The sequence below is a fragment of the Streptomyces sp. NPDC002054 genome, from assembly GCF_040296685.1.
Lineage (GTDB): Bacteria > Actinomycetota > Actinomycetes > Streptomycetales > Streptomycetaceae > Streptomyces.
This window is the reverse complement of record NZ_JBEOXT010000026.1, coordinates 77,199-103,513: the sequence shown is the minus strand read 5'-3', so window position 1 is coordinate 103,513 and position 26,315 is coordinate 77,199. Positions and strand designations below refer to the sequence as shown.

25 protein-coding genes and 1 tRNA gene are annotated in these 26,315 nt (G+C 73.0%); 11 read left to right on the top strand and 15 right to left on the bottom strand.

Annotated elements, in window-relative coordinates:
• Nucleotides 1–8: 8 nt before the first annotated feature.
• The 3 genes from ABT123_RS23560 to ABT123_RS23550 all read right to left on the bottom strand — a co-directional run bounded on the left by ABT123_RS23560 (nucleotide 9) and on the right by ABT123_RS23550 (nucleotide 3,306).
• On the bottom strand, nucleotides 9–578 hold the full coding sequence (locus ABT123_RS23560) for a hypothetical protein (RefSeq protein WP_351317933.1): 570 nt from the start codon (nucleotides 576–578) through the stop codon (nucleotides 9–11).
• Nucleotides 579–667: 89 nt separating this feature from the next.
• Nucleotides 668–1,951: a serine-threonine protein kinase gene (locus tag ABT123_RS23555; RefSeq protein ID WP_351317931.1), complete on the bottom strand. Its 1,284-nt coding sequence runs from the start codon at nucleotides 1,949–1,951 to the stop codon at nucleotides 668–670.
• 98 nt (nucleotides 1,952–2,049) lie between these two features.
• Nucleotides 2,050–3,306 (bottom strand): exo-beta-N-acetylmuramidase NamZ family protein, encoded by a 1,257-nt coding sequence (locus ABT123_RS23550; RefSeq protein WP_351317929.1) that lies wholly within the window; start codon nucleotides 3,304–3,306, stop codon nucleotides 2,050–2,052.
• Nucleotides 3,307–3,405: 99 nt separating this feature from the next.
• Here ABT123_RS23550 and ABT123_RS23545 point away from each other — a divergent pair, with 99 nt between their 5' ends.
• From ABT123_RS23545 to ABT123_RS23535, 3 genes are read left to right on the top strand one after another with little or no spacing between them, the layout of a single operon-like run.
• Complete coding sequence (locus ABT123_RS23545; protein ID WP_351317927.1) at nucleotides 3,406–4,179, top strand: SDR family oxidoreductase; 774 nt, start codon at nucleotides 3,406–3,408, stop codon at nucleotides 4,177–4,179.
• Entirely contained in the window at nucleotides 4,176–5,945 is a 1,770-nt protein-coding gene (locus ABT123_RS23540) for a class I adenylate-forming enzyme family protein (RefSeq protein ID WP_351317925.1), read from the top strand. Before ABT123_RS23545 ends, ABT123_RS23540 begins: the two co-directional genes overlap by 4 nt.
• Before the next feature lie 33 nt (nucleotides 5,946–5,978).
• Complete coding sequence (locus tag ABT123_RS23535) at nucleotides 5,979–6,593, top strand: TetR/AcrR family transcriptional regulator (protein ID WP_351317923.1); 615 nt, start codon at nucleotides 5,979–5,981, stop codon at nucleotides 6,591–6,593.
• Between the two features lie 62 nt (nucleotides 6,594–6,655).
• Here the strand turns inward: ABT123_RS23535 and ABT123_RS23530 are convergent, their stop codons facing one another.
• The 7 genes from ABT123_RS23530 to ABT123_RS23500 form a co-directional block, all read right to left on the bottom strand.
• Nucleotides 6,656–7,876: an acyl-CoA dehydrogenase family protein gene (locus ABT123_RS23530; RefSeq protein WP_351317921.1), complete on the bottom strand. Its 1,221-nt coding sequence runs from the start codon at nucleotides 7,874–7,876 to the stop codon at nucleotides 6,656–6,658.
• Nucleotides 7,877–7,889: 13 nt separating this feature from the next.
• Complete coding sequence (locus tag ABT123_RS23525) at nucleotides 7,890–8,927, bottom strand: phosphotransferase family protein (RefSeq protein WP_351317919.1); 1,038 nt, start codon at nucleotides 8,925–8,927, stop codon at nucleotides 7,890–7,892.
• 140 nt (nucleotides 8,928–9,067) lie between these two features.
• A complete protein-coding gene (locus ABT123_RS23520) occupies nucleotides 9,068–9,979 on the bottom strand; it encodes an MBL fold metallo-hydrolase (RefSeq protein WP_351317917.1) in 912 nt (303 codons plus the stop codon).
• A 72-nt stretch (nucleotides 9,980–10,051) separates the two neighbouring features.
• Nucleotides 10,052–10,348 (bottom strand): hypothetical protein, encoded by a 297-nt coding sequence (locus ABT123_RS23515; RefSeq protein WP_351317915.1) that lies wholly within the window; start codon nucleotides 10,346–10,348, stop codon nucleotides 10,052–10,054.
• Nucleotides 10,349–10,410: 62 nt separating this feature from the next.
• Nucleotides 10,411–10,761 (bottom strand): DUF202 domain-containing protein, encoded by a 351-nt coding sequence (locus ABT123_RS23510; protein WP_351317913.1) that lies wholly within the window; start codon nucleotides 10,759–10,761, stop codon nucleotides 10,411–10,413.
• Nucleotides 10,758–11,156 (bottom strand): YidH family protein, encoded by a 399-nt coding sequence (locus tag ABT123_RS23505; protein WP_351317911.1) that lies wholly within the window; start codon nucleotides 11,154–11,156, stop codon nucleotides 10,758–10,760. Before ABT123_RS23505 ends, ABT123_RS23510 begins: the two co-directional genes overlap by 4 nt.
• A gap of 9 nt (nucleotides 11,157–11,165) precedes the next feature.
• Nucleotides 11,166–11,690 carry an NUDIX hydrolase gene (locus ABT123_RS23500; RefSeq protein ID WP_351317909.1) on the bottom strand — a complete coding sequence of 175 codons (525 nt, stop codon included), beginning with the start codon at nucleotides 11,688–11,690 and terminating at the stop codon, nucleotides 11,166–11,168.
• 56 nt (nucleotides 11,691–11,746) lie between these two features.
• Here ABT123_RS23500 and ABT123_RS23495 point away from each other — a divergent pair, with 56 nt between their 5' ends.
• Complete coding sequence (locus ABT123_RS23495) at nucleotides 11,747–13,402, top strand: FAD-binding dehydrogenase (protein WP_351317907.1); 1,656 nt, start codon at nucleotides 11,747–11,749, stop codon at nucleotides 13,400–13,402.
• A gap of 288 nt (nucleotides 13,403–13,690) precedes the next feature.
• Here the strand turns inward: ABT123_RS23495 and ABT123_RS23490 are convergent, their stop codons facing one another.
• Nucleotides 13,691–14,134, bottom strand: a complete 444-nt coding sequence (locus ABT123_RS23490) for an ASCH domain-containing protein (protein ID WP_351317905.1) — start codon at nucleotides 14,132–14,134, stop codon at nucleotides 13,691–13,693.
• A gap of 207 nt (nucleotides 14,135–14,341) precedes the next feature.
• Here ABT123_RS23490 and ABT123_RS23485 point away from each other — a divergent pair, with 207 nt between their 5' ends.
• From ABT123_RS23485 to ABT123_RS23475, 3 genes are all read left to right on the top strand, one after another.
• Complete coding sequence (locus tag ABT123_RS23485) at nucleotides 14,342–15,289, top strand: hypothetical protein (RefSeq protein WP_351317903.1); 948 nt, start codon at nucleotides 14,342–14,344, stop codon at nucleotides 15,287–15,289.
• Nucleotides 15,290–15,319: 30 nt separating this feature from the next.
• A complete protein-coding gene (locus ABT123_RS23480; RefSeq protein ID WP_351317901.1) occupies nucleotides 15,320–16,864 on the top strand; it encodes an APC family permease in 1,545 nt (514 codons plus the stop codon).
• 241 nt (nucleotides 16,865–17,105) lie between these two features.
• Complete coding sequence (locus tag ABT123_RS23475; RefSeq protein WP_351317899.1) at nucleotides 17,106–18,557, top strand: amino acid permease; 1,452 nt, start codon at nucleotides 17,106–17,108, stop codon at nucleotides 18,555–18,557.
• Nucleotides 18,558–18,674: 117 nt separating this feature from the next.
• Here ABT123_RS23475 and ABT123_RS23470 read toward each other — a convergent pair.
• Nucleotides 18,675–18,759, bottom strand: a tRNA-Leu gene (locus ABT123_RS23470).
• Between the two features lie 164 nt (nucleotides 18,760–18,923).
• On the opposite strand from ABT123_RS23470, the gene ABT123_RS23465 reads away from it, so the two are divergent.
• The 3 genes from ABT123_RS23465 (at nucleotide 18,924) to ABT123_RS23455 (ending at nucleotide 21,740) form a co-directional block, all read left to right on the top strand.
• A complete protein-coding gene (locus tag ABT123_RS23465) occupies nucleotides 18,924–20,249 on the top strand; it encodes a M20/M25/M40 family metallo-hydrolase (protein ID WP_351317898.1) in 1,326 nt (441 codons plus the stop codon).
• A 149-nt stretch (nucleotides 20,250–20,398) separates the two neighbouring features.
• Nucleotides 20,399–20,632: a chaplin ChpH gene (gene chpH / locus ABT123_RS23460; RefSeq protein WP_351317897.1), complete on the top strand. Its 234-nt coding sequence runs from the start codon at nucleotides 20,399–20,401 to the stop codon at nucleotides 20,630–20,632.
• Between the two features lie 208 nt (nucleotides 20,633–20,840).
• Nucleotides 20,841–21,740 (top strand): chaplin, encoded by a 900-nt coding sequence (locus ABT123_RS23455; protein ID WP_351318003.1) that lies wholly within the window; start codon nucleotides 20,841–20,843, stop codon nucleotides 21,738–21,740.
• A 97-nt stretch (nucleotides 21,741–21,837) separates the two neighbouring features.
• Here ABT123_RS23455 and ABT123_RS23450 read toward each other — a convergent pair whose 3' ends face one another.
• A complete protein-coding gene (locus ABT123_RS23450; RefSeq protein WP_351317896.1) occupies nucleotides 21,838–22,026 on the bottom strand; it encodes a DUF5703 family protein in 189 nt (62 codons plus the stop codon).
• 47 nt (nucleotides 22,027–22,073) lie between these two features.
• Between ABT123_RS23450 and ABT123_RS23445 the strand changes: the two genes are divergently transcribed.
• Complete coding sequence (locus ABT123_RS23445; protein WP_351317895.1) at nucleotides 22,074–22,712, top strand: hypothetical protein; 639 nt, start codon at nucleotides 22,074–22,076, stop codon at nucleotides 22,710–22,712.
• 69 nt (nucleotides 22,713–22,781) lie between these two features.
• Here the strand turns inward: ABT123_RS23445 and ABT123_RS23440 are convergent, their stop codons facing one another.
• Together ABT123_RS23440 and ABT123_RS23435 are read right to left on the bottom strand one after the other, a co-directional pair.
• On the bottom strand, nucleotides 22,782–25,259 hold the full coding sequence (locus ABT123_RS23440) for a helix-hairpin-helix domain-containing protein (protein ID WP_502971027.1): 2,478 nt from the start codon (nucleotides 25,257–25,259) through the stop codon (nucleotides 22,782–22,784).
• Nucleotides 25,256–26,239 carry an aldo/keto reductase gene (locus ABT123_RS23435; protein WP_351317894.1) on the bottom strand — a complete coding sequence of 328 codons (984 nt, stop codon included), beginning with the start codon at nucleotides 26,237–26,239 and terminating at the stop codon, nucleotides 25,256–25,258. The genes ABT123_RS23440 and ABT123_RS23435 overlap by 4 nt, the downstream gene beginning before the upstream one ends.
• Nucleotides 26,240–26,315 lie beyond the last annotated feature (76 nt).

Genomic DNA, 26,315 nt, shown 5'->3' with positions numbered 1-26,315 from the left:
CGCCCGGCTCACGCCGTGTCCGCCAGCGCCGGCCGCGGTACGACGATCCCGCACCCGGCGCACACCGGCCCGCCCCACGGCCCCCGGGCATCGGCCCCGGTGATCCCGGCGATCCCGGGCGGCGCCCCCCAGCGCAGCTCCTGCGCCCCGCAGACCGGGCAGGCCGTCCCCGGCTCCGACTCCAGCGCCTTCACCAGCCGCCGCAGCACCTCGCCCAGCGGCCCGTCCGGCCGCACCCCCGGGTCGGCACAGCGCACCACCGCCACCCCGCACCACACCCACTCCGGCCGGCGCAGCCCGTGGTGCTTCTCGCGGCGCCGGCGCTCGGCGAAGTGCCGTTCGTACTCCAGCCAGACCGCCCTGGCCTCCTCCAGTTCCTCCAGCGCCGCCACCAGCCGCTGCGGGTCGGCCGCCCGGTCCTCGGGGGCGATCCCGTGCCGGTCGCACAGGTGCCACCAGGTCGCCCGGTGCCCGTACGGCGCGAATCTCTCCAGGCAGCGGCGCAGCGAATGCCGCCGCAGGGCCCGGTCGTTGCGCGCATCGCGCACTTGGACCGCCAGACTCCGGAATCCCGCCATCACGTCTCACCTCCGTGGGCCAACATGCCCGGCGGGATGTGGGCGCATGCGGGGGCGGTCGAGGCGTACGGGTGGCACATGGCCGGAACTCAGCGCCCCATCCGGCCCGCCGCGACCACCACCCGGGCCAGCTCCTCATGGCAGATGTCACTGTGCGCCCCCGATGGCGCCCCGCCCCGCCGCACCACCGCCGCCGCGTCCACGCTCACACATCCGGCCTCCGGCATGCCACCGCGCAGCACCGCGTCCAGGGCCAGGCGGGCCGCACCCGGCACCGCCTGGATCCCGTCGTGGCCCATCGCGCCCCACCGCGCATCGAAGCCCGCGAAACCGGCCGAATCCCCCGCCATCCGGGAGGCCAGCGGATAGAACACCTTCAGCGCCGAATCGTGCTGCGAGTAACAGGACACCACCGGGCCGCGGACCCTGCGCTGGAGACCGGCGAGCGCCCCGGACCGGCCCTGGTCGTGGGGCAGCCGCTCGGCGAACGCGTAGTGGGAGAAGGCTCCCTGAAGCAGAGTCAAGGAGCGGACGAAGTCCCAGCCGTCCGGCACCGCCCGCAAGGCGAAGGCCACCACCCGGGCCCCGAAGCTGTGCCCGATCAGATGCACCCGCAGGTCCGGACAGCCTCGGGAGAGGTCGGTCAGTACGGGTCCCAGCCCGCGCTCGCCCACCACCCCGGCCCGCTTCTTCATCCGGTGGTAGGTGGCCTGCCGCAGCAGTTCCTTTCCGCCGTCCCACAGGGCGCCGGGCCCTTCCCGGCCCGCTTCGGCCAGCCCGTCGCCGAGCGCGCGGCAGCTGACCGCGGCATCCCCGCCGAACAGGGCCGGCACCGGCTCCTCCGCCCCGCCGATGCCGTCGGCCGCCGGAAGACCCGCCAAAGCCCGTACCAGGAGCCCGAATTCGGCGATATCGGCAGCCGACTCCGGTCGCTGCACGAGCAGTTCGGAGATCCGATCCAGCTCCGTCTCGTGGCCCGGCCAGAACTCCCCGAGCGCCCGCCGGGTTTCGGTATCCAGGCCCGCCTCCTCGGCCGCGTCGCCGCGCCCTTCCGGCCCGCGCAGTTCGAAGTCCGGGATCGGCTCGTCCGCGAAACGGATCGAGGGCCACACCACACCCACGTAACCCAACCGCACCGCAGGCCGGACCAGCCCCGGGAACGGGGCGAAGAAGCGGGCGTACAGCCGCGTCGCCGTCGACCGCTCGCTGTTCCAGCCGTGCGAGAACACCAGCAGGTCGGTCGCGTCCAGCCGGGCCACCGCCGCCCGGCCCGCCGGGTCCACGTCCCCCTCGGCATCGAACCGCAGCTCCGCATACGGCCCCACACCCAGGCCCGCGCCCAGCCCCGCGCCGCCCAGTCCCGCATCCGACATGAGGTCCCCCTCCGCCGCGCCCGCCCGCCCGTGCGCTCCAGCATCCCGCCGTACCGCGCATCCGGCCAGCCCCCCGGCACACCTGGCCGCGCCCCCGCTCACGGATACAGCAGGTAGCTCTCCCGTACCGCCGAGAACCGGGCCAGCCCCGCCGCCCAGTCCGCCGCGATCTCCTCCACCCCCGCGCCCGCGTCGACCAGCCGGCGCACCCGGTCCGAACCGGTCAGCCGGTCGATCCAATGGTCGGACCGCCAGGCGAAACCGCTCCAGGTCCGCCGCGCCGTCACCAGCAGCCCGATGCCGGCCCGCACCGGGTCGAAGGCCTCCCGGTCGTGCACCAGGATCCGTACGCCGCCACAGGTCCGCCCCGCGAACTTGGAGAAGGTGGGGGTGAACCAGGCCTCCCGGAACCACACCCCGGGCAGCTCCAGCGCGTTCGCCGCCTCCGCCCACCGCCGGTCGATGCCCTCCGCACCCACCAGTTCGAACGGGGTGGTGGTACCCCGCCCCTCCGAGAGGTTGGTCCCCTCGAACAGGCAGGTCCCGGCGTAGGCGAGCGCCGTGTCCGGGGTCGGCATGTTCGGGCTCGGCGGCACCCAGGGCAGCCCCGTCTCCCCGAAGAAGGACTCGCGCCGCCACCCGGACATCCGTACGGTCTCCAGCCGGACCGGCCGCCCGGTCAGGAACTCCCCGTTGAACAGGCGGGCCAGCTCCGCCGCCGTCATCCCGTGCGCCAGCGCGATCGGCTCCCGCCCGACGAAGCTCGCGTACGGCCGCTCCAGCACCGGGCCCAGGGCCCGCCGCCCGCCCATCGGATTCGGCCGGTCCAGCACCACCACCGGCTTCCCGGCCGCCGCAGCTGCGCGCATACAGTCGTACAGGGTCCAGATATAGGTGTAGAAGCGGGCCCCGACGTCCTGGATGTCGAAGAGGACGGTGTCCACCCCGGCGGCGGTGAACACGTCCGCGAGGGCCTGCCCGCTCTTGCCGTAGGTGTCGTACACCGGCAGCCCGGTCGCCGGGTCCTGGGCGCGGCCCTCGGACCCGCCCGCCTGTGCCGTGCCCCGGAATCCGTGCTCCGGGCCGAAGACCGCGACCAGGTCGACGCGCTCGTCCGCGTGCAGGACGTCGACCAGGTGGCGGGCGTCGGCGGTGATCCCGGTGGGGTTGGTGACCACCCCCACCCGCAGCCCGGCCAGCAGCCGGTACCCGTCCGCCGCCAGCTGCTCGAAGCCGGTCCGCACCCGCCCGGCGGCCTCCGCCGCCGTTCCGGCAGCCGTCCCCATGGCCCCCACGGCCCCCGTCGTCCCCATGGCCCCCGCCAGTCCCAGCAGTCCGCGTCTCGACAGGCTCATCCCGCCACGCTAGGCCCGCGGCCCCTTCCGTGCCGACATACCGACTGGTTAGTCTGGCGCCCGCAGCGGCCTCCACCGGCCTGCCTCCCGCTACGAAAGGTGATCCCCGTGGGCGCGTACCAGGACACTCGAGTCGTTGTCACCGGAGCCGGCGGCGGCATCGGCGCGGCCCTCGCGCACCGCTTCGCCGCGGAGGGCGCGACGGTCGTGGTCAACGACCTCGACCCGGTACGGGCCGCCTCGGTCGCCGCCGAGATCGGCGCCCGTGCCGTCGCCGTGCCCGGCGACGCCTCCACCGTCGTCGCGGAGGCCAAGGAGGCGCTCGGCGGCACCGTGGACATCTACTGCGCCAACGCCGGAATCGCCTCGGGCGGCGATGCCTTCGCCGACGAGGCCGTCTGGGACGCGGCCTGGCAGACCAATGTGATGGCCCATATCCGCGCCGCCCGCCTGCTGCTGCCGGACTGGCTGGAGCGGGGCAGCGGCCGTTTCGTCTCCACCGTCTCCGCCGCCGGGCTGCTGACCATGATCGGAGCGGCCCCGTACAGTGTCACCAAGCACGGTGCGCTCGCCTTCGCGGAGTGGCTCTCGCTGACCTACCGCCACCGCGGCATCCAGGTCCACGCCATCTGCCCGCAGGGGGTACGGACGGACATGCTGACCGCCGCCGGCTCGGCCGGCGAGCTGGTCCTCGCGCCGACCGCGATCGAACCGGAAACGGTCGCGGACGCGTTGTTCGACGGTATGGCGAAGGGCACCTTCATGATCCTCCCGCACCCGGAGGTCGCCGGGTACTACACGGCGCGCGCCACGGACCCCGACCGCTGGCTGACCGGCATGAACCATCTCCAGCGGACCTGGGAGGGCGCGTGACCGAGACCGAGGCCGAGCTGCCTTCGGCTGCCGCGGGTCCGCCCTCCGCCGGCCGGCCCTGGCTGGGCCGGCTCAGCCCGGCCCAGCGGGCTCCCCTCACGCCGCCGCCCAGCGTGCTGCACGCCTTCCGGGCGGCGGCGGCCCGGGCTCCGGAACGCACCGCGCTCGCCTACTTCGACGGCCGGCTGAGCTACGCCGAGACCGACGCGCTCTCTGACTCCGTGGCCGGCCACCTCGCCGCCCACGGCGTACGGCCCGGGGACCGGGTCGCGGTCATGCTGCAGAACACCCCGCACCTGGTCCTGGCGGTCCTGGCCGCCTGGAAGGCCGGCGCGGTGGTCGTCCCGCTCAACCCGATGTACAAGGCCGGCGAGGTACGGCACGTCCTCGCCGACTCCGGTGCTGTTGCGCTGGTCTGCGCGGCGGGCGCCTGGGCGGCGTACCTGGGGGAGGCGGCGCGGGGGAGCGCCGCCCGCGCCGTGCTGACCACCAACGACCGCGACTTCCAAACCCGCAACGACCCCCGCATCTTCCCGCCCCCGGCCAAGGCTCCTGCCCCGGCTCCGACCCTGCTCCCGGCCCCGGCTTCCGGTCCCGCTCCCGCTCCGGGTCCCGCCCTGGTGCCCCCAGCCGTCAATGGCTCCGTCGCCGATCTGGCCGACGTGGCCCGACAGGGCCATCCCGCCCCCGCCGTCCCCGAAGCCGCAGCCCGCGACACCGCCCTGATCAGCTACACCTCCGGCACCAGCGGCACGCCCAAAGGCGCCCTCAATCCGCACGGCGCGCTCACCCACAACGCCGCCCGCCAGGTCGCCGGCCACCCCATAGCCGAGGGCGCCGGCTACTTCGCGCTGGCCCCGCTCTTCCACATCACCGGCATGGTCTGCGAGCTCACCGCCTGCTTCGTCAACGCCGGCACCCTCGCCCTCGCCCACCGCTTCGACCCGGGCGTGGTCCTGGACGCCTTCCTGGAACACCGCCCCGCCTACACCATCGGCCCGGCCACCGCCTTCATGGCCCTCGCCGCGCACCCCGCGGTCACCCGCGACCACTTCGCCTCGTTCCGGATCGTCTCCTCCGGCGGCGCCCCGCTGCCACCCGCCCTCGTCGAGCGGCTGCGCACCACCCTCGGCTGTGACCTGCGCAACGGCTACGGCCTCACCGAGTCCACCGGCGCCGTGTCCGCCGTCCCCGCCCACCTCGAAGCCCCCGTCGACCCCGCCTCCGGCACCCTCTCCGTCGGGGTCCCGGGCGCCGAGACTGTCGTACGCATCCTCGACGAGCGGGGCCGCGAGCTGCCGTTCGGCGAGACCGGCGAGATCGCGGTCCGCGGCCCCCAGGTGGTGCCGGGCTACTGGAAGCTGCCCGAGGACACCGCCAAGGCCTTCCCCGACGGTGAACTCCGCACCGGAGACGTCGGGTTCATGGACCGGGACGGCTGGCTGTACGTGGTCGACCGCAAGAAGGACATGATCAGCGCGTCCGGGTTCAAGGTCTGGCCGCGGGAGGTCGAGGACGTCCTCTACACCCACCCCGCGGTCCGCGAGGCCGCCGTGGTCGGGGTCCCGGATCCCTACCGCGGCGAGACCGTGAAGGCGTACGTCAGCCTGCGCCCGGGCGCCGCCGCCGAGCCCGCGGAACTCTCCGCGTACTGTGCCGAGCGGATCGCCGCCTACAAGTACCCGCGCGAGGTCGAGATCCTGGCTGTTCTTCCCAAGACGACCAGTGGCAAGATCCTGCGACGAGAACTGCGCGCACGCGGCTGAAAACAGCCGGAGAACCATACGAAGGGAACGGCCATGGCTGCCAGGACCACGCCACCCGTGAGGAGCGGCGAGGAAGCGGACACTCCGGTACCGCAGCGGCTGCTCGCCGTGGCCACCCGTCTGTTCGCGGAGCGCGGGTACGACCGCACCTCCGTCCAGGAGATCGTGGAGGCGGCCGGGGTCACCAAGGGCGCGCTGTACCACTACTTCGGGTCCAAGGACGATCTGCTGCACGAGGTGTACGCGCGCATGCTGCGGCTCCAGCAGCAGCGGCTGGACGCGGTGGCCGATTCCGATGCCCCGGTGGAGGACCGGCTGCGGGCAGCCGCCGCCGACGTGGTGGTGACCACCATCGAGAACCTCGACGACGCGATGATCTTCTTCCGGTCCATGCACCAGCTGAGCCCGGAGAAGTTCAAGCAGGTCCGGGCCGAGCGGCGGCGCTACCACGAGCGGTTCCGGGCGCTGATCGAAGAGGGTCAGCAGTCCGGGGTGTTCTCCACCGCGACCCCGGCCGACCTGGTGGTGGACTACCACTTCGGGTCCGTCCACCACCTGTCCACCTGGTACCGCACGGACGGACCGCTCACCCCGCAACAGGTCGCCGACCACCTCGCCGACCTGCTCCTGCGCGCGCTGCGCCCCTGACGGGGGGCGCGGGGAAGAGGCCGGGGCCGGGCAGCGGCCCGGCCCCGCCCGCCCGCCGGAGGCTACTGGTACTGCTTCAGTTCCCGCCGTGCCAGCGACCGCTGGTGCACCTCGTCCGGCCCGTCCGCCAGCCGCAGTGTCCGCGCCGCCGCCCACAGCTCGGCCAGCGGGAAGTCCTGGCTGACCCCGCCCGCGCCGTGCAGCTGCACCGCGTCGTCGAGGATCCGTACCACCGCCCGCGGTGTCGCGATCTTGATCGCCTGGATCTCGGTGTGCGCCCCGCGGTTGCCCACCGTGTCCATCAGCCATGCCGTCTTCAGCACCAGCAGCCGCAGCTGCTCGACGGTCACCCGGGCGTCCGCGATCCAGTTCTGTACGACGCCCTGCGCGGCGAGCGGCCTGCCGAAGGCGGTACGCCCCACCGCGCGCCGGCACATCAGCTCGATCGCCCGCTCCGCCATCCCGATCAGCCGCATGCAGTGGTGGATCCGGCCCGGCCCGAGCCGCGCCTGGGCGATGGCGAACCCGGAGCCCTCCTCGCCGATCAGGTTGGCGGCCGGCACCCGTACGCCGTCGAAGACCACCTCGGCGTGGCCGCCGTGGTCGTGGTCCTCGTACCCGTACACGGTCATCGCCCGCCGCACCTCCACCCCCGGGGTGTCGCGCGGCACCAGGATCATCGACTGCTGACGGCGCGGGTCCGCGCCCTCCGGGTCGGTCTTGCCCATCACGATGAAGATCTTGCAGTCCGGGTTCATCGCCCCGGAGATGAACCATTTCCGGCCGGTCACCACATACTCCGACCCGTCCGCCGACCGCTCGATCCGGGTCTCGATGTTCGTCGCGTCCGAGGAGGCCACCTCGGGTTCGGTCATCGCGAACGCCGACCGGATCTCGGCCGCCAGCAGCGGCTCCAGCCACTGCTTCTTCTGCTCCTCGCTCGCGAACTGGGCGAGCAGCTCCATGTTCCCGGTGTCCGGGGCGGCGCAGTTGACCGCCATCGGCGCCAGGTGCGGGCTGCGGCCGGTGATCTCCGCCAGCGGGGCGTACTGGAGGTTGGTCAGCCCGGCGCCGTGCTCGGAATCCGGAAGGAAGAGGTTCCACAGCCCGCGCCGACGGGCCTCGGCCCGCAGCTCCCCGAAGACCGCCGGGGTGTCCCAGGGCGAGGCGAGGGCAGCCCGCTGCTCGGCGGCGACGGCCTCCGCCGGGTAGACGTGCTCCTCCATGAACGCGAGCAGCCGCTCGCGGAGTTCCTCGGTCCGGGTGTCGAATGCGAAGTCCATGCTGATCGGCTCCTCAGCCTTCCTGGAGGGTGGTCAGGCCGTGTTCGATGAAGACCGGGACCAGCTCGCCGATCCGGTCGAAGCCCGCGCCGACGGTCTGGCCGAGCGTGTAGCGGTAGTGGATGCCTTCGAGGATCACCGCGAGCTTGAACCAGGCGAAGGCCGTGTACCAGGCGATCGCCCCGGTGTCCCGGCCCGACCGGGCGGCGTACCGCTCGATCAGCTCGGCCGGCGCCGGATGCCCCGGCGCGCTGCTGGTCGTACTGACCGGGGACTCGGTCAGGCCGAGGTCCGAGCTGTACATCACCAGCAGGCCGAGGTCGGTGAGCGGATCGCCGAGGGTGGACATCTCCCAGTCGAGCACCGCGCGGATCCGGTCGTCCGTGCCACCGATCAGGACGTTGTCGAGGCGGAAGTCGCCGTGCACCACCGTCGGGGCGGGGGAGGTGGGCAGGGCCCGGCCCAGCGCGCCGTGCAGCTCGTCGATCCCGGGCAGGTCCCGGTTGCGGGAGGCGTCCAACTGCTTGCCCCAGCGGCGCAGCTGCCGGTCGAGGAAGCCCTCCGGCCGGCCGAAGTCAGCGAGGCCCACCGCCGCCGGGTCCACCGCGTGCAGGTCGACCAGGGTGTCGACCAGGTGGAGTACGGCCTGCCGGGTCCGCTCCGGACCGAGTGCGGCCAGCTGCGCGGCCGTCCGGTACGGCACCCCGTCCACGTACTCCATCACGTAGAACGGCGCCCCCAGCACCTCCTCGTCCTCGCACAGCAGCACCGGCTCGGGTACCGGTACCGCGGTGCCGTGCAGGGCTGCGATCACCCGGTGCTCGCGCCGCATGTCGTGGGCGGTGGCCAGCACATGGCCGAGCGGGGGCCGGCGCACCACCCACCGTCCGGTGCCGTCGGTGACCGCGTACGTCAGGTTCGACCGGCCCCCTTCGATGAGCCGGCCGGTCAGCGCCCCGGCCACGAGCCCGGGCCGGGCGCGGTCCAGATGGCCGCGCAGCCGCTCGAGGTCGAGGCCCCGCGGGTCGGGGCCGGGATCGGCAGAGCTCATGGTGCGCACCTCCATACGGAGCCGATGCTGTCGGCCCCCATCATGCCGACCAGTCGGTATGCCGTCCAGAGCCCACCCCGAAATGAGGCCCCGGCCGGGCGGGGCCCCGCCGCGGGCCCCGTCATCCGCCCCGGACGCCGTCAGGCATGGCAAGCCACTGGCACGCCCCCGTTCATCACCGTCATGTCGCGCAGTACCGCCACGATGTCCAGGGGTGCCCCCGCCGGCTCTCCCTCCTGCTCGGAGTACGCCCGGTGCAGGTTCGCCACCAGCCGTTCGCTCTCCCGCCAGGCCGCGAACTCGCCCAGGTCCGCACCCCTGGCCGTCTCCAGCGGGCTCTGCCCCTTCGACCGGCCCTCCCGGGCCAGCTCGTCCACGTACCGCAGATAGCGTTCCGTGGCCTCGTACGCCGACGGATCCGTCAGCGGGCCGTGCCCCGGTACGACGGTCTGGGCGTCCAGCGAGCGCAGCAGCTCCAGCGCCCGCAGCGACCCCGCCAGCGAGCCCATGGCCAGGAACGGGGTGCCCTCGGCGAAGACCAGGTCCCCGGTGAAGACGACCTGCTGCTGCGGCAGCCACACCACCGAGTCCCCGGTGGTGTGCGCGACGCCGGGGTGGATCACCCGGACCTCGGTCTCGCCCACGTGCAGGGTCATCCGGTCGCTGTACGTCAGGGTGGGCGGGGTGATCTCGATGGCGCCGAAGTCGGTCGTGGGCCAGATCATCTCCAGCTGGTGCCCGGCGGCGAGCTGCTCGGCGCGCGCGTTCTCGTGGCCGAGGACCAGTGCCTCGGGGGTGAACACGCCGTTGCCGTACGTGTGGTCGCCGTGGTGGTGGGTGTTCACCACGATGCGCGGCAGCGGGGCCCCGGCCGCCGACACCGCATCGCGCAGCGCCAGTGCCCGGCGCTCGGTGGCGGCGGTGTCGACGAGCAGGGTCCGGCCCCCGTCGGAGACGAAGCCCGCGTTGTTCAGGCACCAGCCGCCGTCCGGCTGGATATAGGCGTGCACGCCGGCTGCGGGCCGGACGAGGTAGGGCTTGTCGGCGGTCATCTGCGCTCTCCCCGGGTCGCGTTGACAGACGCATGCATCCTGTCAGCCGACGGGCAACCAGGGGAGTGGGGGTCAGTGGTCGTCGTAGTGGCCCTGGTGCTCGGCGTGCCGGTGGCCGTCGTGCAGGTAGTCCAGGTGGTCCCCGTGCGGGACGGCCTGATGGCCGCAGTCGCTGCCGTGGGCATGCTCGTGGCCCTCGTGGGTGACATGCCCGCCGGGTTCGCACTCGTCCCAGTGCCCCTCGTGCTGCCGGTGCAGGTGGCCGTCGTGGGAGTAGTCGACGTGGTCTCCGTGGGTGACCTCGGTATGCCCGCAGCCGGGACCGTGCGCGTGCTCGTGCGTGGAGTGTTCCTGGTGCATGGTCGTCATGGTTCCGAGGCTAGTGAGATCGTTACGATATCGCCCGTTTTGACGCCATGCCGCGCCCAACTTCAGATGATCACGGCGAGCGCGAACACTGCCAGTGCCACCGTGCACAGCGTGGCCGCCAGGGCCCTGCGCGGGGCCAGCCCGGCCGTCCGCGACGCCGCCAGTTCCCGGATCCGCCGATGGGCCAGCCCCGTGAAGACCAGCCACACCAGCACGATGAAGGCCGTGCCGGCGATCTCCACGCCCGAGCCGGTCCCGCGCAGCGCCTGCCGCACCGCGAGCACGGCGGTGACCGTGCAGGTCAGCGTCGTACGCCGCCACGCCAGCCGGGTGCGTTCGGGCTGGAGCCCGGGATCCCGGCCCCCGTCGGCCCCTGCCGCGCCCGCGGCCCCGGCGGCCCCGGCGCTGCTCACGGGCTCTTCGTCCAGCCCATCAGCACCACCACGATCATCGCCACGGCGACCAGCGCCACCCCCAGGCTGAGCAGCACCGGGAACCGCGACACCGGCAGATCCTCGCCGCGCCGCATCGCCCGCTCGCACTGCACCCAGTGGTTCACCGCCCGCAAGGCGCAGGCCATACCCACCACCAGCAGGGCCACCGCGATCCCGACCCGGACGCCCCACCGCAGGTCCGGCAGGAACTGGTCCACCGCGAACCCGCCGCCCACCAGGGCCAGCGCGGTCCGGACCCAGGCCAGGAAGGTTCGTTCATTGGCCAGCGAAAACCGGTAGTCGGGCGTCTCGCCCTCGTCCCGGACCCGCTGCGGTGCGAACCAGAGGCGCACGTCTTTGACGAAGTCGATCACACAGGCAATCTACGCACGGCGGCGGAACTCCTGCAGCCGCCGGTAGGCCTCCAGCCCGTCCGGCACCCACGACCAGCCGCCGCCCTCCTCGACCCGCCGCTCCAGTTCCTCCTCCGGCAGGAAGGTGTGCCAGGCCACCTCGGACACCTGGGGCCGAACGTCAGCCGCCGCGCACCGCACCTCGTGCACATACGACCACCACGCCCCGCCCGGCCCCTCGTACAGGAACTTGAACAGCGGCTCCGGCTCCGGCAGCCCGGTCACCCCCAGTTCCTCCCCGGCCTCCCGCAGCGCGGCCTCGGCATAGCCCTCGCCGGCGCCCAGGACCCCGCCCACGAACATGTCGTAATACGACGGGAAGACCAGCTTCGAGTCGGTCCGGCGGTGCACGAACACCCGTCCCCGCTCGTCCCGGGCCAGCACGAACACACAGCGGTGGATCAGCCCCTCCGCATAGACCTCGGCCCGTCGGGCCTGCCCGACCACGCGGTCCTCGCGGTCCACCACGTCCAGTACCTCATCGGCTGCGCTCACGGATTCATCCAAGCAGGACTGTTGACGGGTTACCGCCGCGTAGCCAGGATCTGCGCATGACGTACGACGCAGACGTGATCGTGATCGGGGCCGGGCTCGCGGGTCTGGCAGCCACCGCCGAGCTCGTCGACGCGGGCCGCAAGGTCATCCTGCTCGACCAGGAGCCCGAGCAGTCCCTCGGCGGGCAGGCCCACTGGTCCTTCGGCGGGCTGTTCTTCGTGGACTCCCCCGAACAGCGCCGGCTGCGGATCAAGGACAGCCCGGACCTGGCCCTGCAGGACTGGCTGGGCACGGCGGGTTTCGACCGGCCGGAGGACGCCTGGCCGCGCCGCTGGGCCGAGGCGTACGTCGACTTCGCGGCGGGGGAGAAGCGGTCCTGGCTGCACGCCCAGGGGGTGCGCTTCTTCCCGGTGGTCGGCTGGGCCGAGCGCGGCGGCTACGACGCCACCGGGCACGGCAACTCCGTCCCCCGCTTCCACATCACCTGGGGCACCGGGCCCGGCCTGGTCGAACCCTTCGAGCGGCGGATCAGGGCCGGCGTGGCCCGGGGCCTGGTCCAGCTGAAGTTCCGGCACCGGGTCACTGGACTGGACCGCACGGCGGGCGCGGTGGACACGGTCACCGGGGAGGTCCTGGCGCCCTCGGACGCCGTACGGGGCACTGCCAGCAGCCGCGAGACCACCGGCGCGTTCTCGCTGCGCGCCCAGGCGGTGATCGTGACCTCCGGCGGTATCGGCGGCAACCACGACCTGGTCCGGGCCCAGTGGCCGGCCCGGCTCGGCACCCCGCCCGCCCGGATGCTGTCCGGGGTCCCGGCGCATGTGGACGGCCTGATGCTCGGCATCACGGAGCAGGCGGGTGCCAGCCACATCAACAAGGACCGGATGTGGCACTACACCGAGGGCATCGAGAACTGGGACCCGATCTGGTCCCGGCACGGCATCCGCATCCTCCCCGGCCCGTCCTCTCTCTGGCTGGACGCCACCGGCCGACGCCTCCCGGTGCCGCTCTTCCCGGGCTTCGACACCCTGGGCACCCTCGACCACATCATGAAGACCGGCTACGACCACACCTGGTTCGTGCTCAACCAGCGGATCATCGGCAAGGAGTTCGGGCTGTCCGGCTCCGAGCAGAACCCGGACCTCACCGGCAAGTCCGTACGGCAGGTGATCGACCGTGCCCGGCAGGCGGTCCCCGGCCCGGTCCAGGCGTTCATGGACCGCGGCGCCGATTTCATCGTGGAGCGCGAGCTGCCGGCGCTGGTGCGGAGGATGAACGAGCTGACGAAGGAGGACCTGATCGACGAGTCGGCCCTCCGGCGCGAGATCACCGCCCGGGACCGGGAGATCGCCAACCCGTTCGCCAAGGACCTCCAGGTGACGGCCATCCACGGAGCCCGCAGGTACCTCGGCGACAGGCTGATCCGGACCGCCGCACCGCACCGGATCCTCGACCCCAAGGCCGGCCCGCTGATCGCGGTCCGGCTCTCCATCCTCACGCGCAAGTCCCTGGGCGGCCTGGAGACCGACCTGTACTCGCGGGTACTGACCCCGGCCGGCGATCCGCTGCCCGGCGTCTACGCGGCCGGCGAGGCGGCGGGCTTCGGCGGCGGCGGAGTCCACGGCTACCGCGCCCTGGAGGGCACCTTCCTGGGCGGCTGCATCTTCTCAGGCCGCACAGCCGGCCGCGCAGCAGCCACAGCCACCGCTTAGGCCCAGCCCCTGCCGGGGCGGGGGTTCGGGGGCGAAGCCTCCCGGCGCAGGTGCGGGGCGGAGCCCGCGCATCCCCACGGGGGCTTGCATCCCAGCCCCCCCCCGGAACGGGGGGCGGTGTCGGGCGGAGCCCGAACGCTCCCGCGGGCGCGGGGCTTGTGCACCCCAGCCCCCCGGCACGGGGGCGGTGCCGGGCGGAGCCCGCACACCCCCACGGGGTCCGGGGCGGAGCCCCGGTTTCGGGAAGGGGCGGGGTGGGGAAAGGCCTGCGCAGCGGCCCCGGCCCCGTCAGGCCGGGTCGGCCGCAGCCCCCACCACCCGCACCACACGGAACCGCTCCGTCACCACCCACGTGTCATCGTCGACGGTGTACGAGGGATCCCCGAGCACCGCCCGCGACTCCGCCCCCTGCCAGAACTCCTCGTGCGAGGCACGCCATTCGGCCACGGACGCGTATCCCTCGCCCTCGTCCCGCGCATGTGTCAGGTCCACCTCCGCCAGCCGGACCACCCGCACCTCGGTGATCTCCAGGACGGCCACCGGCCGCTCCGCCGAGTCCACCAGCACGTGCCGTTCCCCGACCACCGGCAGCGGCTCCCGCTCGGCCTCGTAGCCGGCCAACAGCCCGGTCGTCGTGGTCTTCAGGCCGGTCAGGACCGCATCGACGAGCCGGTCGCGCAGCGGTCCGGGGAAGCCCAGCAGATACGGCGGAAGATCATCGTCCGAGGTCATGCGCCCCAGCGTAATCCGCCCCGCACCGACCCCACACCCACCGCGCGAACCGACACAACCAACCCAACTTAACCACGAATTGCACCAGTTGAAACGCGCCACCCAGAAGTCCGGACCTTGACGCGGAGCTGTACCTACCGCTTTGCTGTCCGTGATCATTCAACATCACGCCCGACCGAAGCTCGCGTCCTGGAGGGATAGCCGCGGATGTCCCCGCCTCCGCCACCTCTCGGCCGCTCCCGCAAGCGGGACGCCCAGCTCTTCGATCCGGCCCTCTGCGACACCGAACTCGTCGACGTCCGCGCCCGGTTCACCCAGGGCCGCTGGTCCAGCGCCCGCGCCCTGCTCGCCGCGACCGGCGACGACTGGGACCGCCGCGGCCACCGCCTGGTCGTCCTCGCCCAGACCCCGGCCGCCGGAGCCTGGGCCGGCGAATGGCTGCTCGCCGAACCCGAGAGCGCCGACGCCCTCACCCTGCACGCCGGCGCAGCCGTCTTCGCCGCCCTGCGCCGCAAGGGCACCCCGGAGGCGGCCGAAGAAGCCTGCCGCCGCGCCGCCGCCCTGCTTCCCGCCGACCCCACCCCCTGGCTCGGCCTCCTCATGCTCAGCCGCGCCTTCGGCAACGAGGAGGAGTTCACCCGGCACTTCGACCAGGTCCGGGCCCGCCACCGCGAGCACCACCACGCCCACCACCTGATGGTCGCCCGGCTCGCCGAGCGAGCCCCCGGAACCGGCCACGACCCGCTCCACGAGGTCTACGACTTCGCCGCCTGGGCCGCCGAGGAGTCCCCCGCCGACTCCCCGCTCGCCGTCCTCCCGGTCATCGCCCACGCCGAGCGCTACCGGGTCCTCGCCACCCAGCACGGCCACACCTTCGACAATGCCGCCCAGCACTGGTCCGGCCGCCGCGCCCGCCAGGTGCTGCGCGCCGCCTTCGACTGGTGGCTGGAATGGGAACGCGAGGACCACCCCCGCAACCGGGTCGACCTCAACTTCCTCGCGCACGCCAAGCTCTGCGAAGGCCGCCCCGCCGAGGCAGCCGCCCTCTTCCACCGGATCGGGCGGCACGCCACCCATGCCCCCTGGTCGTACCCCGACCTCGACCCCCACAAGGCCTTCCTCGCCGCGCGCAGTGCCGCGCTCGGCTCCGCCTGAACTTCTTGACCCCGGAAAGGACCACCCGCCATGGCGACGGGCAGATCCACCACGCTCAACCCCGCGGCCGAGATCCGCACCTACAAGGGCCAGGACCGGGCCCTGCGCGCGGACCGCCTCGGCACCGCCGGCCTGCTGCTCTCCGTCCTCGCCGCCAGCGCCCCCCTCCTGGTGGTGGCCGGCGTGATGCCCACCACCTTCGGCCTCATGGAGATCGCGGGACAGCCGCTGCTGTTCGTCATCCTCGGCATCGTCCTCGCCCTCTTCGCCATCGGCTACGCCGAGATGAGCCGGCACGTCCACAACGCCGGCGCCCTCTACGCGTACATCGCCCGCGGCCTCGGACCCACCGCCGGCGTCGGCGCCTCCCTCGTCGCCCTGGTCGCGTACAGCGCCATGCAGGTCGCCGTCTACGGCATCCTCGGCTTCGAGATCTCCGGCCTGTTCGCCACCTACCTGGAGATCGAACTCGCCTGGTGGATCCCCGCCCTGCTCGCGGTCGCCGCCACCGGCGCCCTCGGCTGGCTCAAGATCGACCTGAACGCCAAGGTGCTCGGCGTCCTCCTCCTGATCGAGTGCGGCCTCGTCCTCGTCTTCGACATCGCCGCCCTCGCCGAACCCGGCAGGGAAGGCCTCTCCCTGCACGCCTTCAACCCGGAGACCCTCGGCGGAGCCGGCCTCGGCACCGCCCTCTGCTTCTGCATCGCCGCCTTCGTCGGCTTCGAGCAGTCCCCGGTGTACGCCGAGGAGACCAGCAAGCCGCACATCGTCGTCTCCCGGGTCATGTTCCTCGCCATCGGCTTCGTCGCCCTCTTCTTCGCCTTCAGCGCCTGGGCGATCACCGTCGCCACCGGCCCCTCCGAGGTCGTCAAGACCTCCGCGGAGAGCGGCCCCGGCCTCCTCTTCTTCCTCACCGAGGCCCGGCTCGGCAGCACCTTCACCGACGTCCTGCACGTGCTCTTCGTCACCGGCATGTTCGCGGCCATGCTCAGCTTCCACAACGTGGTCGCCCGCTACGCCTTCGCGATGGGCCGCGAGGGCCTGCTCCCGGCCGCCTTCGGCCGTACCAACACCGGCACCGGCGCCCCCGCCACCGGCTCCCTCCTGCAGACCGGCGTGGCCACCCTCGTCGTCCTCGCCTTCGCCCTCACCGACGACAAGCCGACCGGCGACCCCACCGCGCCCGTCCTGCACCTCTTCACCTGGATGGGCAGCGTCGGCGCCCTCGGTGTGACGCTGCTCATGGCCGCCGCCTCGTTCGCCGTGATCGCCTTCTTCGTCCGCCGGGGCACCGCCGGCGCCCAGATCTGGCGGCTCACCGCCGCCGGCACCGCGGGCGTCGCCCTGCTCGGCATCGCCGGCTACACGGTCAAGGACTTCGGCGTCCTGGTCGGCGCCGCCGAGGGCTCCGCGCTCAGCTGGGCACTGCCCGGAATCATCGCCGCCGCCGTGCTCATCGGCCTCGGCTACGGCCTGGTCCTGCGCGCCAAGCGCCCCGAGACCCACGCCCGGATCGGCCTGGGCAACGAAGCCTTCCGGCTCGACCAGGCGGCCGAGGCCACGCTCCGCGAGTGACCTTGCTCCCAGGCCTCACCGACGCCCCCGGCACCCCTTTCGAAGGGTTCCGGGGGCGTTCGCATTCGAAGGGGGAGCGAAGCCCGGTTTTGGCACCCACAGCCATGCGTGGTCTCCTGGGGCGATAAAACCCCCCAGCACATGGGCACGAACACCGGAACGCGGCACAGGGGACACCACCCAAATCCCCTGCGCGTGCCCCCCGGGCCTGCCTGTCCCACCCACGAAGGCGAAGTCATACATGAGTGACCGCACCCTGACGAAGGCCTCCCCGGCCGCCTCGGACCCGTCGACGTCCAGGCATGTCGACGCCGGCGACGAGGGCTACAGCAAGGACCTGAAGTCCCGCCACATCAACATGATCGCGATCGGCGGGGCGATAGGCACCGGCCTGTTCCTCGGCGCGGGCGGCCGGCTGGCCGACGCCGGACCGTCCCTGGCGATCGCCTACGCGGTGTGCGGCATCTTCGCCTTCTTCGTTGTACGGGCCCTGGGTGAGCTGGTCCTCTACCGTCCGTCCTCCGGCGCCTTCGTCTCCTACGCCCGCGAGTTCATGGGCGAGAAGGGCGCCTACACGGCCGGCTGGCTGTACTTCCTGAACTGGTCCACCACCACGGTGGCCGACATCACGGCCGCTGCGGTCTTCGCCCAGTACTGGTCCGCGTTCAGTGACATCCCGCAGTGGATCCTCGCCCTGATCGCCCTGACCATCGTGCTCACCGCCAACCTGATCTCGGTGAAGTACTTCGGCGAGATGGAGTTCTGGTTCTCCATCGTCAAGGTCGGCGCCTTGGTCCTCTTCATGCTGATCGGCATCTACCTGGTGGCCACCAGCCACAAGATCGGCGACCACACCCCGGGGCTGTCCACCATCACGGACAACGGCGGCATCTTCCCGGCCGGAATGCTGCCCATGCTCCTGGTGATCCAGGGCGTGGTCTTCGCCTACGCCTCCGTCGAGCTGTGCGGCGTCGCGGCCGGCGAGACCGAGAACCCCGAGAAGATCATGCCGAAGGCGATCAACTCGATCATGTGGCGGGTCGGCGTCTTCTACGTCGGCTCGGTCGTCCTGCTCGCCCTGCTCCTCCCCTACACCGCGTACGGCGCCAAGCAGAGCCCGTTCGTCACGGTCTTCGAGCACCTCGGCATCCCCGGCGCGGCCGGAATCATGAACCTGGTCGTGCTGACCGCCGCCCTCTCCTCGCTCAACTCGGGCCTCTACTCCACCGGCCGCATCCTGCGGTCCATGGCGATGACCGGCTCTGCGCCGAAGTTCACCGCCCGTATGAACAAGGGCAAGGTCCCCTACGGCGGCGTCCTCTTCACCGCCGCCTTCGGCATCGGTGGCGTGGTCCTCAACAAGTTCATGCCCGGCGAGGCCTTCGAGATCGTCCTCAACCTCGCCTCCCTGGGCATCCTCGGCACCTGGGGCATGGTCATGCTCTGTTCGCTGTTCTTCTGGCGCCGCGCCAAGGCCGGCCTGGTCGAGCGGCCCTCCTACCGGCTGCCCTGGGCCCCGTACACGCAGATCGTGACCCTGGTCTTCCTGGCCACCGTCCTGGTGCTGATGTGGAGCGACGGCGGCGTCGGCCGCTGGACGGTCTGCCTGGTCCCGCTGATCGGCGCGGCCCTGGTCGTCGGCTGGTACTGCATCCGCAAGCGCGTGGCCCGCATCGCCGCCGCCCGCGGCTGACGCACCCGGACACGCTCCACCTCAGGGGGCCCCACCCGGGGCCCCCTGAGTCGTACCGCGGTCTACCGTGCAGACAACGAAGAAGGACCCCGCCGAAGCGGGGTCCTTCTCTTTTTGTGTCCGAGGGGGGACTTGAACCCCCACGCCCGATAAAGGGCACTAGCACCTCAAGCTAGCGCGTCTGCCATTCCGCCACCCGGACAAGGTGTCTGTCTCGCGTCCCTCGCGGGCCGTTCCGACGAAGAGAACATTACCAGGGATTCGGAGTGCCCCGATCACCTGCCGGTCGGCGGGGAACCCCCTTGGGGAGCGGCAGCCGGAGCGGGAGGATGTGGGAGGTACATCCGATCAGTGGGAGGAAGCAGCGTGAGCGAGTCGAGCGCGGGCAGGACCGTCTCCGGCGAGGACGAGGTCGTCGATCTCTGCCGGGATCTCATCCGGATCGACACCAGCAACTACGGCGACCACTCGGGCCCCGGCGAACGCAAGGCCGCCGAGTGGGTGGCCGAGAAGCTTGCCGAGGTGGGCCTGGAACCGCAGATCTTCGAGTCGCACAAGGGCCGCGCCTCGACGGTGGCCCGGATCGAGGGCGAAGACCCCTCCCGCCCGGCCCTGCTGATCCACGGACACACGGACGTGGTTCCGGCCAACGCGGCCGACTGGACGTACGACCCCTTCGCGGGCGAGATCGCCGACGGCTGCGTGTGGGGCCGTGGCGCGGTCGACATGAAGGACATGGACGCGATGACCCTGGCTGTCGTGCGCGACCGGCTGCGCAGCGGTCGCAAGCCGCCCCGCGACATCGTGTTGGCCTTCCTCGCCGACGAGGAGGCCGGCGGTATCTACGGAGCCCGCCATCTGGTCGACAAGCACCCGGATCTCTTCGAGGGTGTCACCGAGGCCATCGGCGAGGTCGGCGGCTTCTCCTTCACCGTGAACGAGAACCTGCGGCTCTACCTGATCGAGACCGCCCAGAAGGGCATGCACTGGATGCGGCTCACCGTGGACGGCACGGCCGGCCACGGCTCCATGACCAACAACGACAACGCGATCACGGAGCTGTGCGAGGCGGTGGGCCGGCTGGGCCGGCACAAGTTCCCGGTCCGGGTCACCAAGACCGTACGGTCCTTCCTGGACGAGCTCTCGGATGCGCTCGGCACCCCGCTGGACCCGGAGGACATGGACGCCACCCTGGCGAAGCTGGGCGGTATCGCGAAGATTATCGGGGCCACCCTGCGGAACACCGCCCAGCCGACCATGCTGGGCGCCGGCTACAAGGTGAACGTGATCCCGGGGCAGGCGGTGGCGCATGTGGACGGCCGCTTCCTGCCGGGCTACGAGGACGAGTTCCTCGCCGACCTCGACCGGATCCTGGGCCCGCGGATCAAGCGCGAGGACGTCCACGGGGACGGGGCGTTGGAGACGGACTTCGACGGGCGTCTGGTCGATGCCATGCAGGGTGCCCTGAAGGCCGAGGACCCCATTGCGCGGGCGGTCCCCTACATGCTCTCGGGCGGCACGGACGCCAAGTCCTTCGACGACCTCGGCATCCGCTGCTTCGGGTTCGCCCCGCTCCAGCTGCCGCCCGAGCTGGACTTCGCCGGGATGTTCCACGGGGTGGACGAGCGGGTGCCGGTGGACGGTCTGAAGTTCGGAGTCCGGGTGCTGGACCGGTTCATCGACAACTGCTGAAACGTCTCTGGCCGCCGGGGGAATCGGGAGGGTGTGCGTATCTCACTGAGAAGAGTGAATGGGCTCATACGCTCGTAGCCCCGGTGGGAACTCCTCGTTACAGGTGGTGCGGTCCGCGGCTGGGACCGCATTGCCTACTAGGAGGAATGATGATCAAGAAGGTTGTCGCTGCTGCGGCTGCCACCGGTGGCCTGGTTCTCGCGGGTGCGGGCATGGCTGTCGCCGACGCCGGCGCGCAGGGTGCCGCTATCGGCTCCCCCGGTGTCCTGTCGGGCAACGTCGTCCAGGTCCCGATCCACATCCCGGTGAACGTGTGCGGTAACACGGTCAACATCATCGGCCTGCTGAACCCGGCCTTCGGCAACACCTGCGTCAACGCCTGAGTCTGAGCCTGAGGCTGACTGACGTCGGAAGTACCGGGCCCCGGGGCGCATTCCAGCGCTCCGGGGCCGCTGGGTTTTCATTCAAGGAACAGCAGGGGGACGAGTGCAGAAGCGACAGGCCGCGCATGCGGCCACGACCGCGACCGCGACCACGACTGTGACCGCGACCGCGAAGAAAACGCTCACCATCGTGGCGGCAGCCGGCGGGATGCTCGCGCTGGGTGGGGGTTACGCGCAGGCGGACGCCGGAGCGACGGGCCGGGCCGTGAACTCCCCGGGCGTACTCTCCGGGAACACCGTGCAGGCGCCCGTGCATGCGCCGGTGAACGTCTGTGGCAACACCGTGACGGTGGTGGGCGGCCTGAACCCGGCGTTCGGCAACCACTGCGCGAACGGCCAAGCCAAGCCAAAGCCGAAGCCGAGGCCGGGCCACCCCGGCAACCCGGACCACCCCGGCGGGCCGGGCGGCCCTGGCCACCCGGGCGGTCCTGGCTGGCCGGGTGGTCCGGGTGGTCCCGGCGGTCCCGGCTGGCCGGGTGGTCCGGGCGGGCCCGGCGGTCCCGGCGGACCGGACGAGCCGTGCGAGCCGGGTAACCCCGGCAACCCGGGTGGTCCGGGCAACCCCGGTGGCCCGGGGAACCCCGGCGGTCCGGGCAATCCGGGTGGTCCGGGCAACCCCGGTAACCCCGGTGGTCCCGGTAACCCGGGTGGTCCGGGGAACCCCGGTGGTCCCGGCAATCCGGGCAACCCGGGTGGTCCTGGGAACCCGGGTGGTCCCGGCAACCCGGGCAACCCCGGTGGGCCTGGCAACCCGGGGAACCCCGGTACCCCGGGCAACCCCGGTGGTCCCGGTAACCCGGGTGGTCCGGGCAACCCCGGTACCCCGGGGAACCCGGGCGGTCCTGGAAACCCGGGGAACCCGGGCAACCCCGGTGCCCCGGGCAACCCCGGTGCCCCGGGCAACCCCGGCGGTCCCGGTACCCCGGGCAACCCCGGTGGGAGGCTTGCGGAGACCGGGGCCGGGGCGCTCAGTGCCGGGGTGCCGCTCGCCGGCGGGCTGCTGCTGGCCGGCGCCGTGCTCTACCGGCGCGCCCGCACCGCCGCCTGACGGCACCGCACCGCACCACACCGCCGCCCGCGGCGGAGCCGCACCGCACCGCCGCCCGCGGCGGAACCGCGGGCCCCGGACGCATCCGGGGCCCGCGTCACCACGTGGCGCGGACCTGACGGATGATCCGCCGTCGCAACCGCACCCTGCGGCTGCCGTCCCGGAACAGTGTCAGCCGGTCCAGTTCCCAGTGCCCGTACTCTGCGTGGTCGGTCAGTAGCCGCGTCGCCTCCTTGCGGGAGACGCCTCGCGGCACGTACACGTCGACAAATTCGTATTCCGGCATCGCATCTATTGTGCGGGCAGTGGCCCGGTACGGATAGCGTCTGCACTATGTCTGATGCCGCTCTGCCCACCGTTGCCGAGGTACGCGCCGCCGCCGAGGCGGTCAAAGCCGCGCTGGACCGTCACCTCGCGGCGGTCGAGCGCAGGTCAGGCGACGAGGACCCGGAGGTCTACGTCGCGTTCAACGAACTCGCCGCCGCGGCCGAGGAGTACGACGAGCTGCTCTACGAACGCTACGACGAGGTCACCCCGTTCGAGATCCCGGCCACCGAGGACGGAGTCCCGTACAGCGGCCCGGCCGAGCCGGCCGCCTTCAGCGTGCTGATCCGCCGCGACTACGCAGTGGCCGAGCCGCAGCGGCTGGTCGCCCAGGCGGAGCGGGTCGCCGCACACGACAAGGACGCCGACCTCGTCGAGGGCGCCGGGACGGCGGGTGCGCTCGGAGTGCTCTTCGGGGAGTACGAGCCGGACGAGATCGCCTCCCGCTACAAGGAGTTCGGGCTGGAGGAGGGCGACTCCACGCTGTGGATCACGGCCGGCGGGGTAGTCCCCGAACCCGGCGAGTGGCTCGGTGCGCCCTTCGACCACGCCGATCCGGAGCACGTGCTGCACCGCTTCGACGTCAGTTCCGTCTTCGACGACGAGCTCGACGACGAGGAGGACGAGGAACTCGAACCCCACCGCTGACAGCGGCCGTTCGCGGGCCGGGGACCCACGGAACCGCCGTCGGTTCCCGGCCCGCGAACGGGAAGCAGATCATTCCGCGGGCGCCGCCGAGGCGACCAGCGTGCGCAGCAGCCCGGTCAGCCGGGTGGTGCGCGGCTTCGGCCGGACCTCCGCCACCGCCTTCGGCAGCGCCTGGTCCACGCCGTGCACCACGGACAGGTGCCGTTCCGCCCGGCCGAAGGCCGTGTAGACCCAGTCCCGGGACAGCGCGTCCGCCGCATCGCCCGGCAGCACCACGACCACGGCCGGCCAGCGCGCGCCCGCCGCCTGGTGCGCGGTCACCGCCCAGCCGTGCCGGACCTCCGCCTCGACCCGGTCCTTCGGTACGGTGATCCGCCCGCCCGCGGGACCGCAGTCCAGGTGGAGCCCCTCGGCGTCGGCCGAGAGCACCCGGCCCGGGACCGCCCGGCCGGGGGCGGGGACGTGGACGATCCGGTCGTCCGGGTCGAAGCCGCCGAACCGGCCCGGCCCGGGGTTCAGGCGCTCCTTCAGGGCCGTGTTGAGGGCCCGGGTCCCGGCCGAGCCGCCGTGCCCGGGGGTGATCACCTGGACGCCGTCGGGCTGGATGCCGAAGGCCCGCGGCACGGACTCGGCCACCAGCTGCACCGTGCGGTGCACGGCCTCGCCCGCATCCCGCACCGGGACGATGACGACCTCCTTGCCCGGGGCGTCGACCTGGTTCAGCTCCCCGATGCCGATGCCCGAGACCAGCTCGCCCAGCGGACCGGGGTCCGGGGTCCGGGAGACCAGCTGAGGGCAGGCCCGGGCGGCGAGGAGATCCGCGAACACCCGGCCGGCGCCCGCCGATCCGAGCACCCCGGGGTCGCCGGACAGCACCAGCCGGGCACCGTCCGGCACCGACTCGACCAGTGCGGCCCCGCTCTCCACGTCCAGCTGGGGCGCGTCCAGCACGATCAACAGGTCCAGCTCCCACTGGCCGTCCGGGTCCCGCGCGGGACCCTCGGCCCCGGCCAGCAGACCGGCGACGGTCACCACCCCGGGCGCCGGGGTGTGGGCGGCGGCCCAGGCCCGCAGGCCGAGGTCACGGGCGGCGGCCAGCAGGGCGAGCGGTTCCGCGCGGGCGGCCTCGCCGCCGGTGTGGGTGACCAGGCCGTGTTCCGCTGCCGCGCGGATCAGCTCGGCGGCGGAGGGGCTGGGGGCGGCGGAGGCGGCTGCCTGCCAGGCGTCGGGGGTGGTGTCCGGGTGGCCGGTGCCGAAGGTGTTGATCAGCCGGGCCAGGCCGTCCGCCAGGCTCTCCTCCGCCAGGGCGCAGCCCTCCAGGCCCACCAGGATCCGGACCGGCTGCTCCTCGCCCTCCGCGGCGGGCTCGCCGACCGGCTCCTGGAACACCAGCACGGTCCCGTCGGCGATGGCCTGCTCCAGGGCGGCGGCCGGGTCGGGGACGGCGTACTGGGCCAGCGCGGACTGCAGGACCGGGGCGTCCAGCACGGTGTGGCCCTTGAGGGCGGCCTGGTCCAGCAGCCAGGCCACCAGGGCGGTGGTCCGGCGCTCGTCCCCGGGGCCGCACTCGGAGCCGAGCAGGGCGCGGGCGAAGCCGTCCGCCTGGGAGGGGCGGATGCCGGTGACGGCGAGCAGCTGCCAGGGGTCCTCGGCCAGCCGGTCGGCCGCGGTCTCGCCGAGCACCTCGGCGGCCCGGGTGGCCGCTGCCTCGGGGGCACCGGCCCGGGCGAGCAGCGTGCGGACCGCGGCGACGGTCTCAGGGGTGGGGCCGGCTGCCGGGCGCGGGGCCGGGGGAGAGGGAGGGGGAGGGGAGACGGGGGTCCGGCGGGGCACGGCCGGTGCCTCGTCGAAGTACACGGGTGCGGGCTTTTCGCCGCTCTCCACGGCGCGTACGGCGGCCAGCAGGTCGGCGGCCTTGCCGCTGAGGGCGGCGCCGGCCTCGATCGGAGCGGTCCGCTCCGCCTTGCGGCGGGCGATGCGGTCGCGCTCGACCTTCTGCGCGGCCAGCTCGGCCTCGGCCTCGCTCAACCCGGGCGCGGCTCCGCTGCCTGCGGCGCTTTCCCCCACCCCGCCCCTCCCCGAAACCGAGGGCTCCGCCCCCGGCCCCCCGCCCCGGGGCTCCGCCCCAGACTCCGGCGCGCTGGCCTCCGCGCCCGCGCCCCCGCTTTGGGGCTCTGCCCCGGATGCCGCCGCGCTGGGCTCCGCCGCCGGGCCCTCGTCCTGGGCCTCTGCCCCCGCGTCCCCGTCCCGGGGCTCCGGCCCGGACCCCGGCGTGCCGGGTTCCGCCCCCGGGTCCCCGTCCTGGGGCTCCGCCCCGGACCCCGCTGTGCTGGGCTCCGACCCCGCGCCCCCGCTCTGGGGCCCCGCCCCGGACTCCGGCGCGCCGGGCTCCGCGCCCGCGCCCCCGGGCTCCGCCCCAGATGTCGGCGCGCTGGGCTCCGCCCCGGCCCGCGTGCTGGGCTCCGACCCCGGGGCCCCGTCGTGGGGCTCTGGCCCGGGTGGTTTGGGGGACGGGGTGGGGGCCGGCTGGGCCGGGTCCGTGGTCACAGTGTGCTCCAGTCCTGGTCGGGGTAGCGGTGCACCGGGGCCGAAACGTCGTCCAGTGCCTGGCGGATCTCCTCCGGAAGGGTAAGCGGCTCCGCTGACAAAGCCTCGCTGAGCTGCGCCGATGTCCTGGCGCCCACGATCGGCGCGGCCACGCCCGGGCGGTCCCGGACCCATGCCAGGGCCACCTGGAGCGGGGTCACGGCCAGCCCGTGCGCGGCCGTCGCCACCGCGTCCACGATCCCGCTCGCCGTATCGTCCAGGTACGGCTCGACGAACGCGGCGAGGGTTTCCGACGCGGCGCGGGAGTCCGCCGGGACCCCGGAGCGGTACTTGCCGGTGAGGACCCCGCGGCCCAGCGGGGAGGACGGCAGCAGCGCCACGCCCAGGTCCAGCGCGGCCGGCAGCACCTCGCGCTCCACGCCCCGCTGCAGCAGGGAGTACTCCATCTGCGTCGAGGCGAGCCGGGTCCGCACCCCCGGCGCCGCCAGCTGCCAGGTCGCCGCCTTGGCCAGCTGCCAGCCGGAGAAGCCCGCCAGCCCGGCGTACCGGGCCCGGCCGCTGCTCACCGCCAGGTCGAGCGCCTGGAGGGTCTCCTCCAACGGGGTTCCCGGGTCGAAGGCGTGCACCTGCCAGAGGTCCACGTGGTCCGTGCCCAGCCGGGCCAGCGAATCGTCCAGCGCAGCCAGCAGGTGCCCGCGCGAGGCGTCGATCCGGCGGTCGGGGTCCCGTACCGAGCCCGCCTTGGTGGCGATCACCAGGTCCTGGCGCGGAACCAGCCCGCCGACCAGCTGCCCCAGCAGGTACTCCGCCTCCCCACCGCCGTACGCGTCGGCGGTGTCGACGAGCGTGCCGCCCGCCTCCCAGAAGGCCTTCAGCTGGTCGGCAGCGGCCTGGTCACCGGTGTCCCGTCCCCAGGTCAGCGTGCCGAGGCCGATCCGGGACACGCGCAGGCCGGTGCGGCCGAGATGCCTCTGCTCCATGAGCGCTGAGACTACTGGGGCACTGACGGACGGCACTCCGGCGCGCTACAGTCCCCGCAGACCTACGTTACTGATC

What these genes read in the sequence shown, in the direction of transcription:
- ABT123_RS23560 (WP_351317933.1), bottom strand. Translation starts at nt 578, where the DNA reads ATGGCGGGATTCCGGAGTCTGGCGGTCCAAGTGCGCGATGCGCGCAAC.
- ABT123_RS23555 (WP_351317931.1), bottom strand. Translation starts at nt 1,951, where the DNA reads ATGTCGGATGCGGGACTGGGCGGCGCGGGGCTGGGCGCGGGCCTGGGT.
- ABT123_RS23550 (WP_351317929.1), bottom strand. Translation starts at nt 3,306, where the DNA reads ATGAGCCTGTCGAGACGCGGACTGCTGGGACTGGCGGGGGCCATGGGG.
- ABT123_RS23535 (WP_351317923.1), top strand. Translation starts at nt 5,979, where the DNA reads ATGGCTGCCAGGACCACGCCACCCGTGAGGAGCGGCGAGGAAGCGGAC.
- ABT123_RS23530 (WP_351317921.1), bottom strand. Translation starts at nt 7,876, where the DNA reads ATGGACTTCGCATTCGACACCCGGACCGAGGAACTCCGCGAGCGGCTG.
- ABT123_RS23525 (WP_351317919.1), bottom strand. Translation starts at nt 8,927, where the DNA reads ATGAGCTCTGCCGATCCCGGCCCCGACCCGCGGGGCCTCGACCTCGAG.
- ABT123_RS23520 (WP_351317917.1), bottom strand. Translation starts at nt 9,979, where the DNA reads ATGACCGCCGACAAGCCCTACCTCGTCCGGCCCGCAGCCGGCGTGCAC.
- ABT123_RS23515 (WP_351317915.1), bottom strand. Translation starts at nt 10,348, where the DNA reads ATGACGACCATGCACCAGGAACACTCCACGCACGAGCACGCGCACGGT.
- ABT123_RS23495 (WP_351317907.1), top strand. Translation starts at nt 11,747, where the DNA reads ATGACGTACGACGCAGACGTGATCGTGATCGGGGCCGGGCTCGCGGGT.
- ABT123_RS23490 (WP_351317905.1), bottom strand. Translation starts at nt 14,134, where the DNA reads ATGACCTCGGACGATGATCTTCCGCCGTATCTGCTGGGCTTCCCCGGA.
- ABT123_RS23485 (WP_351317903.1), top strand. Translation starts at nt 14,342, where the DNA reads ATGTCCCCGCCTCCGCCACCTCTCGGCCGCTCCCGCAAGCGGGACGCC.
- ABT123_RS23480 (WP_351317901.1), top strand. Translation starts at nt 15,320, where the DNA reads ATGGCGACGGGCAGATCCACCACGCTCAACCCCGCGGCCGAGATCCGC.
- ABT123_RS23475 (WP_351317899.1), top strand. Translation starts at nt 17,106, where the DNA reads ATGAGTGACCGCACCCTGACGAAGGCCTCCCCGGCCGCCTCGGACCCG.
- chpH (WP_351317897.1), top strand. Translation starts at nt 20,399, where the DNA reads ATGATCAAGAAGGTTGTCGCTGCTGCGGCTGCCACCGGTGGCCTGGTT.
- ABT123_RS23455 (WP_351318003.1), top strand. Translation starts at nt 20,841, where the DNA reads ATGCTCGCGCTGGGTGGGGGTTACGCGCAGGCGGACGCCGGAGCGACG.
- ABT123_RS23450 (WP_351317896.1), bottom strand. Translation starts at nt 22,026, where the DNA reads ATGCCGGAATACGAATTTGTCGACGTGTACGTGCCGCGAGGCGTCTCC.
- ABT123_RS23445 (WP_351317895.1), top strand. Translation starts at nt 22,074, where the DNA reads ATGTCTGATGCCGCTCTGCCCACCGTTGCCGAGGTACGCGCCGCCGCC.
- ABT123_RS23435 (WP_351317894.1), bottom strand. Translation starts at nt 26,239, where the DNA reads ATGGAGCAGAGGCATCTCGGCCGCACCGGCCTGCGCGTGTCCCGGATC.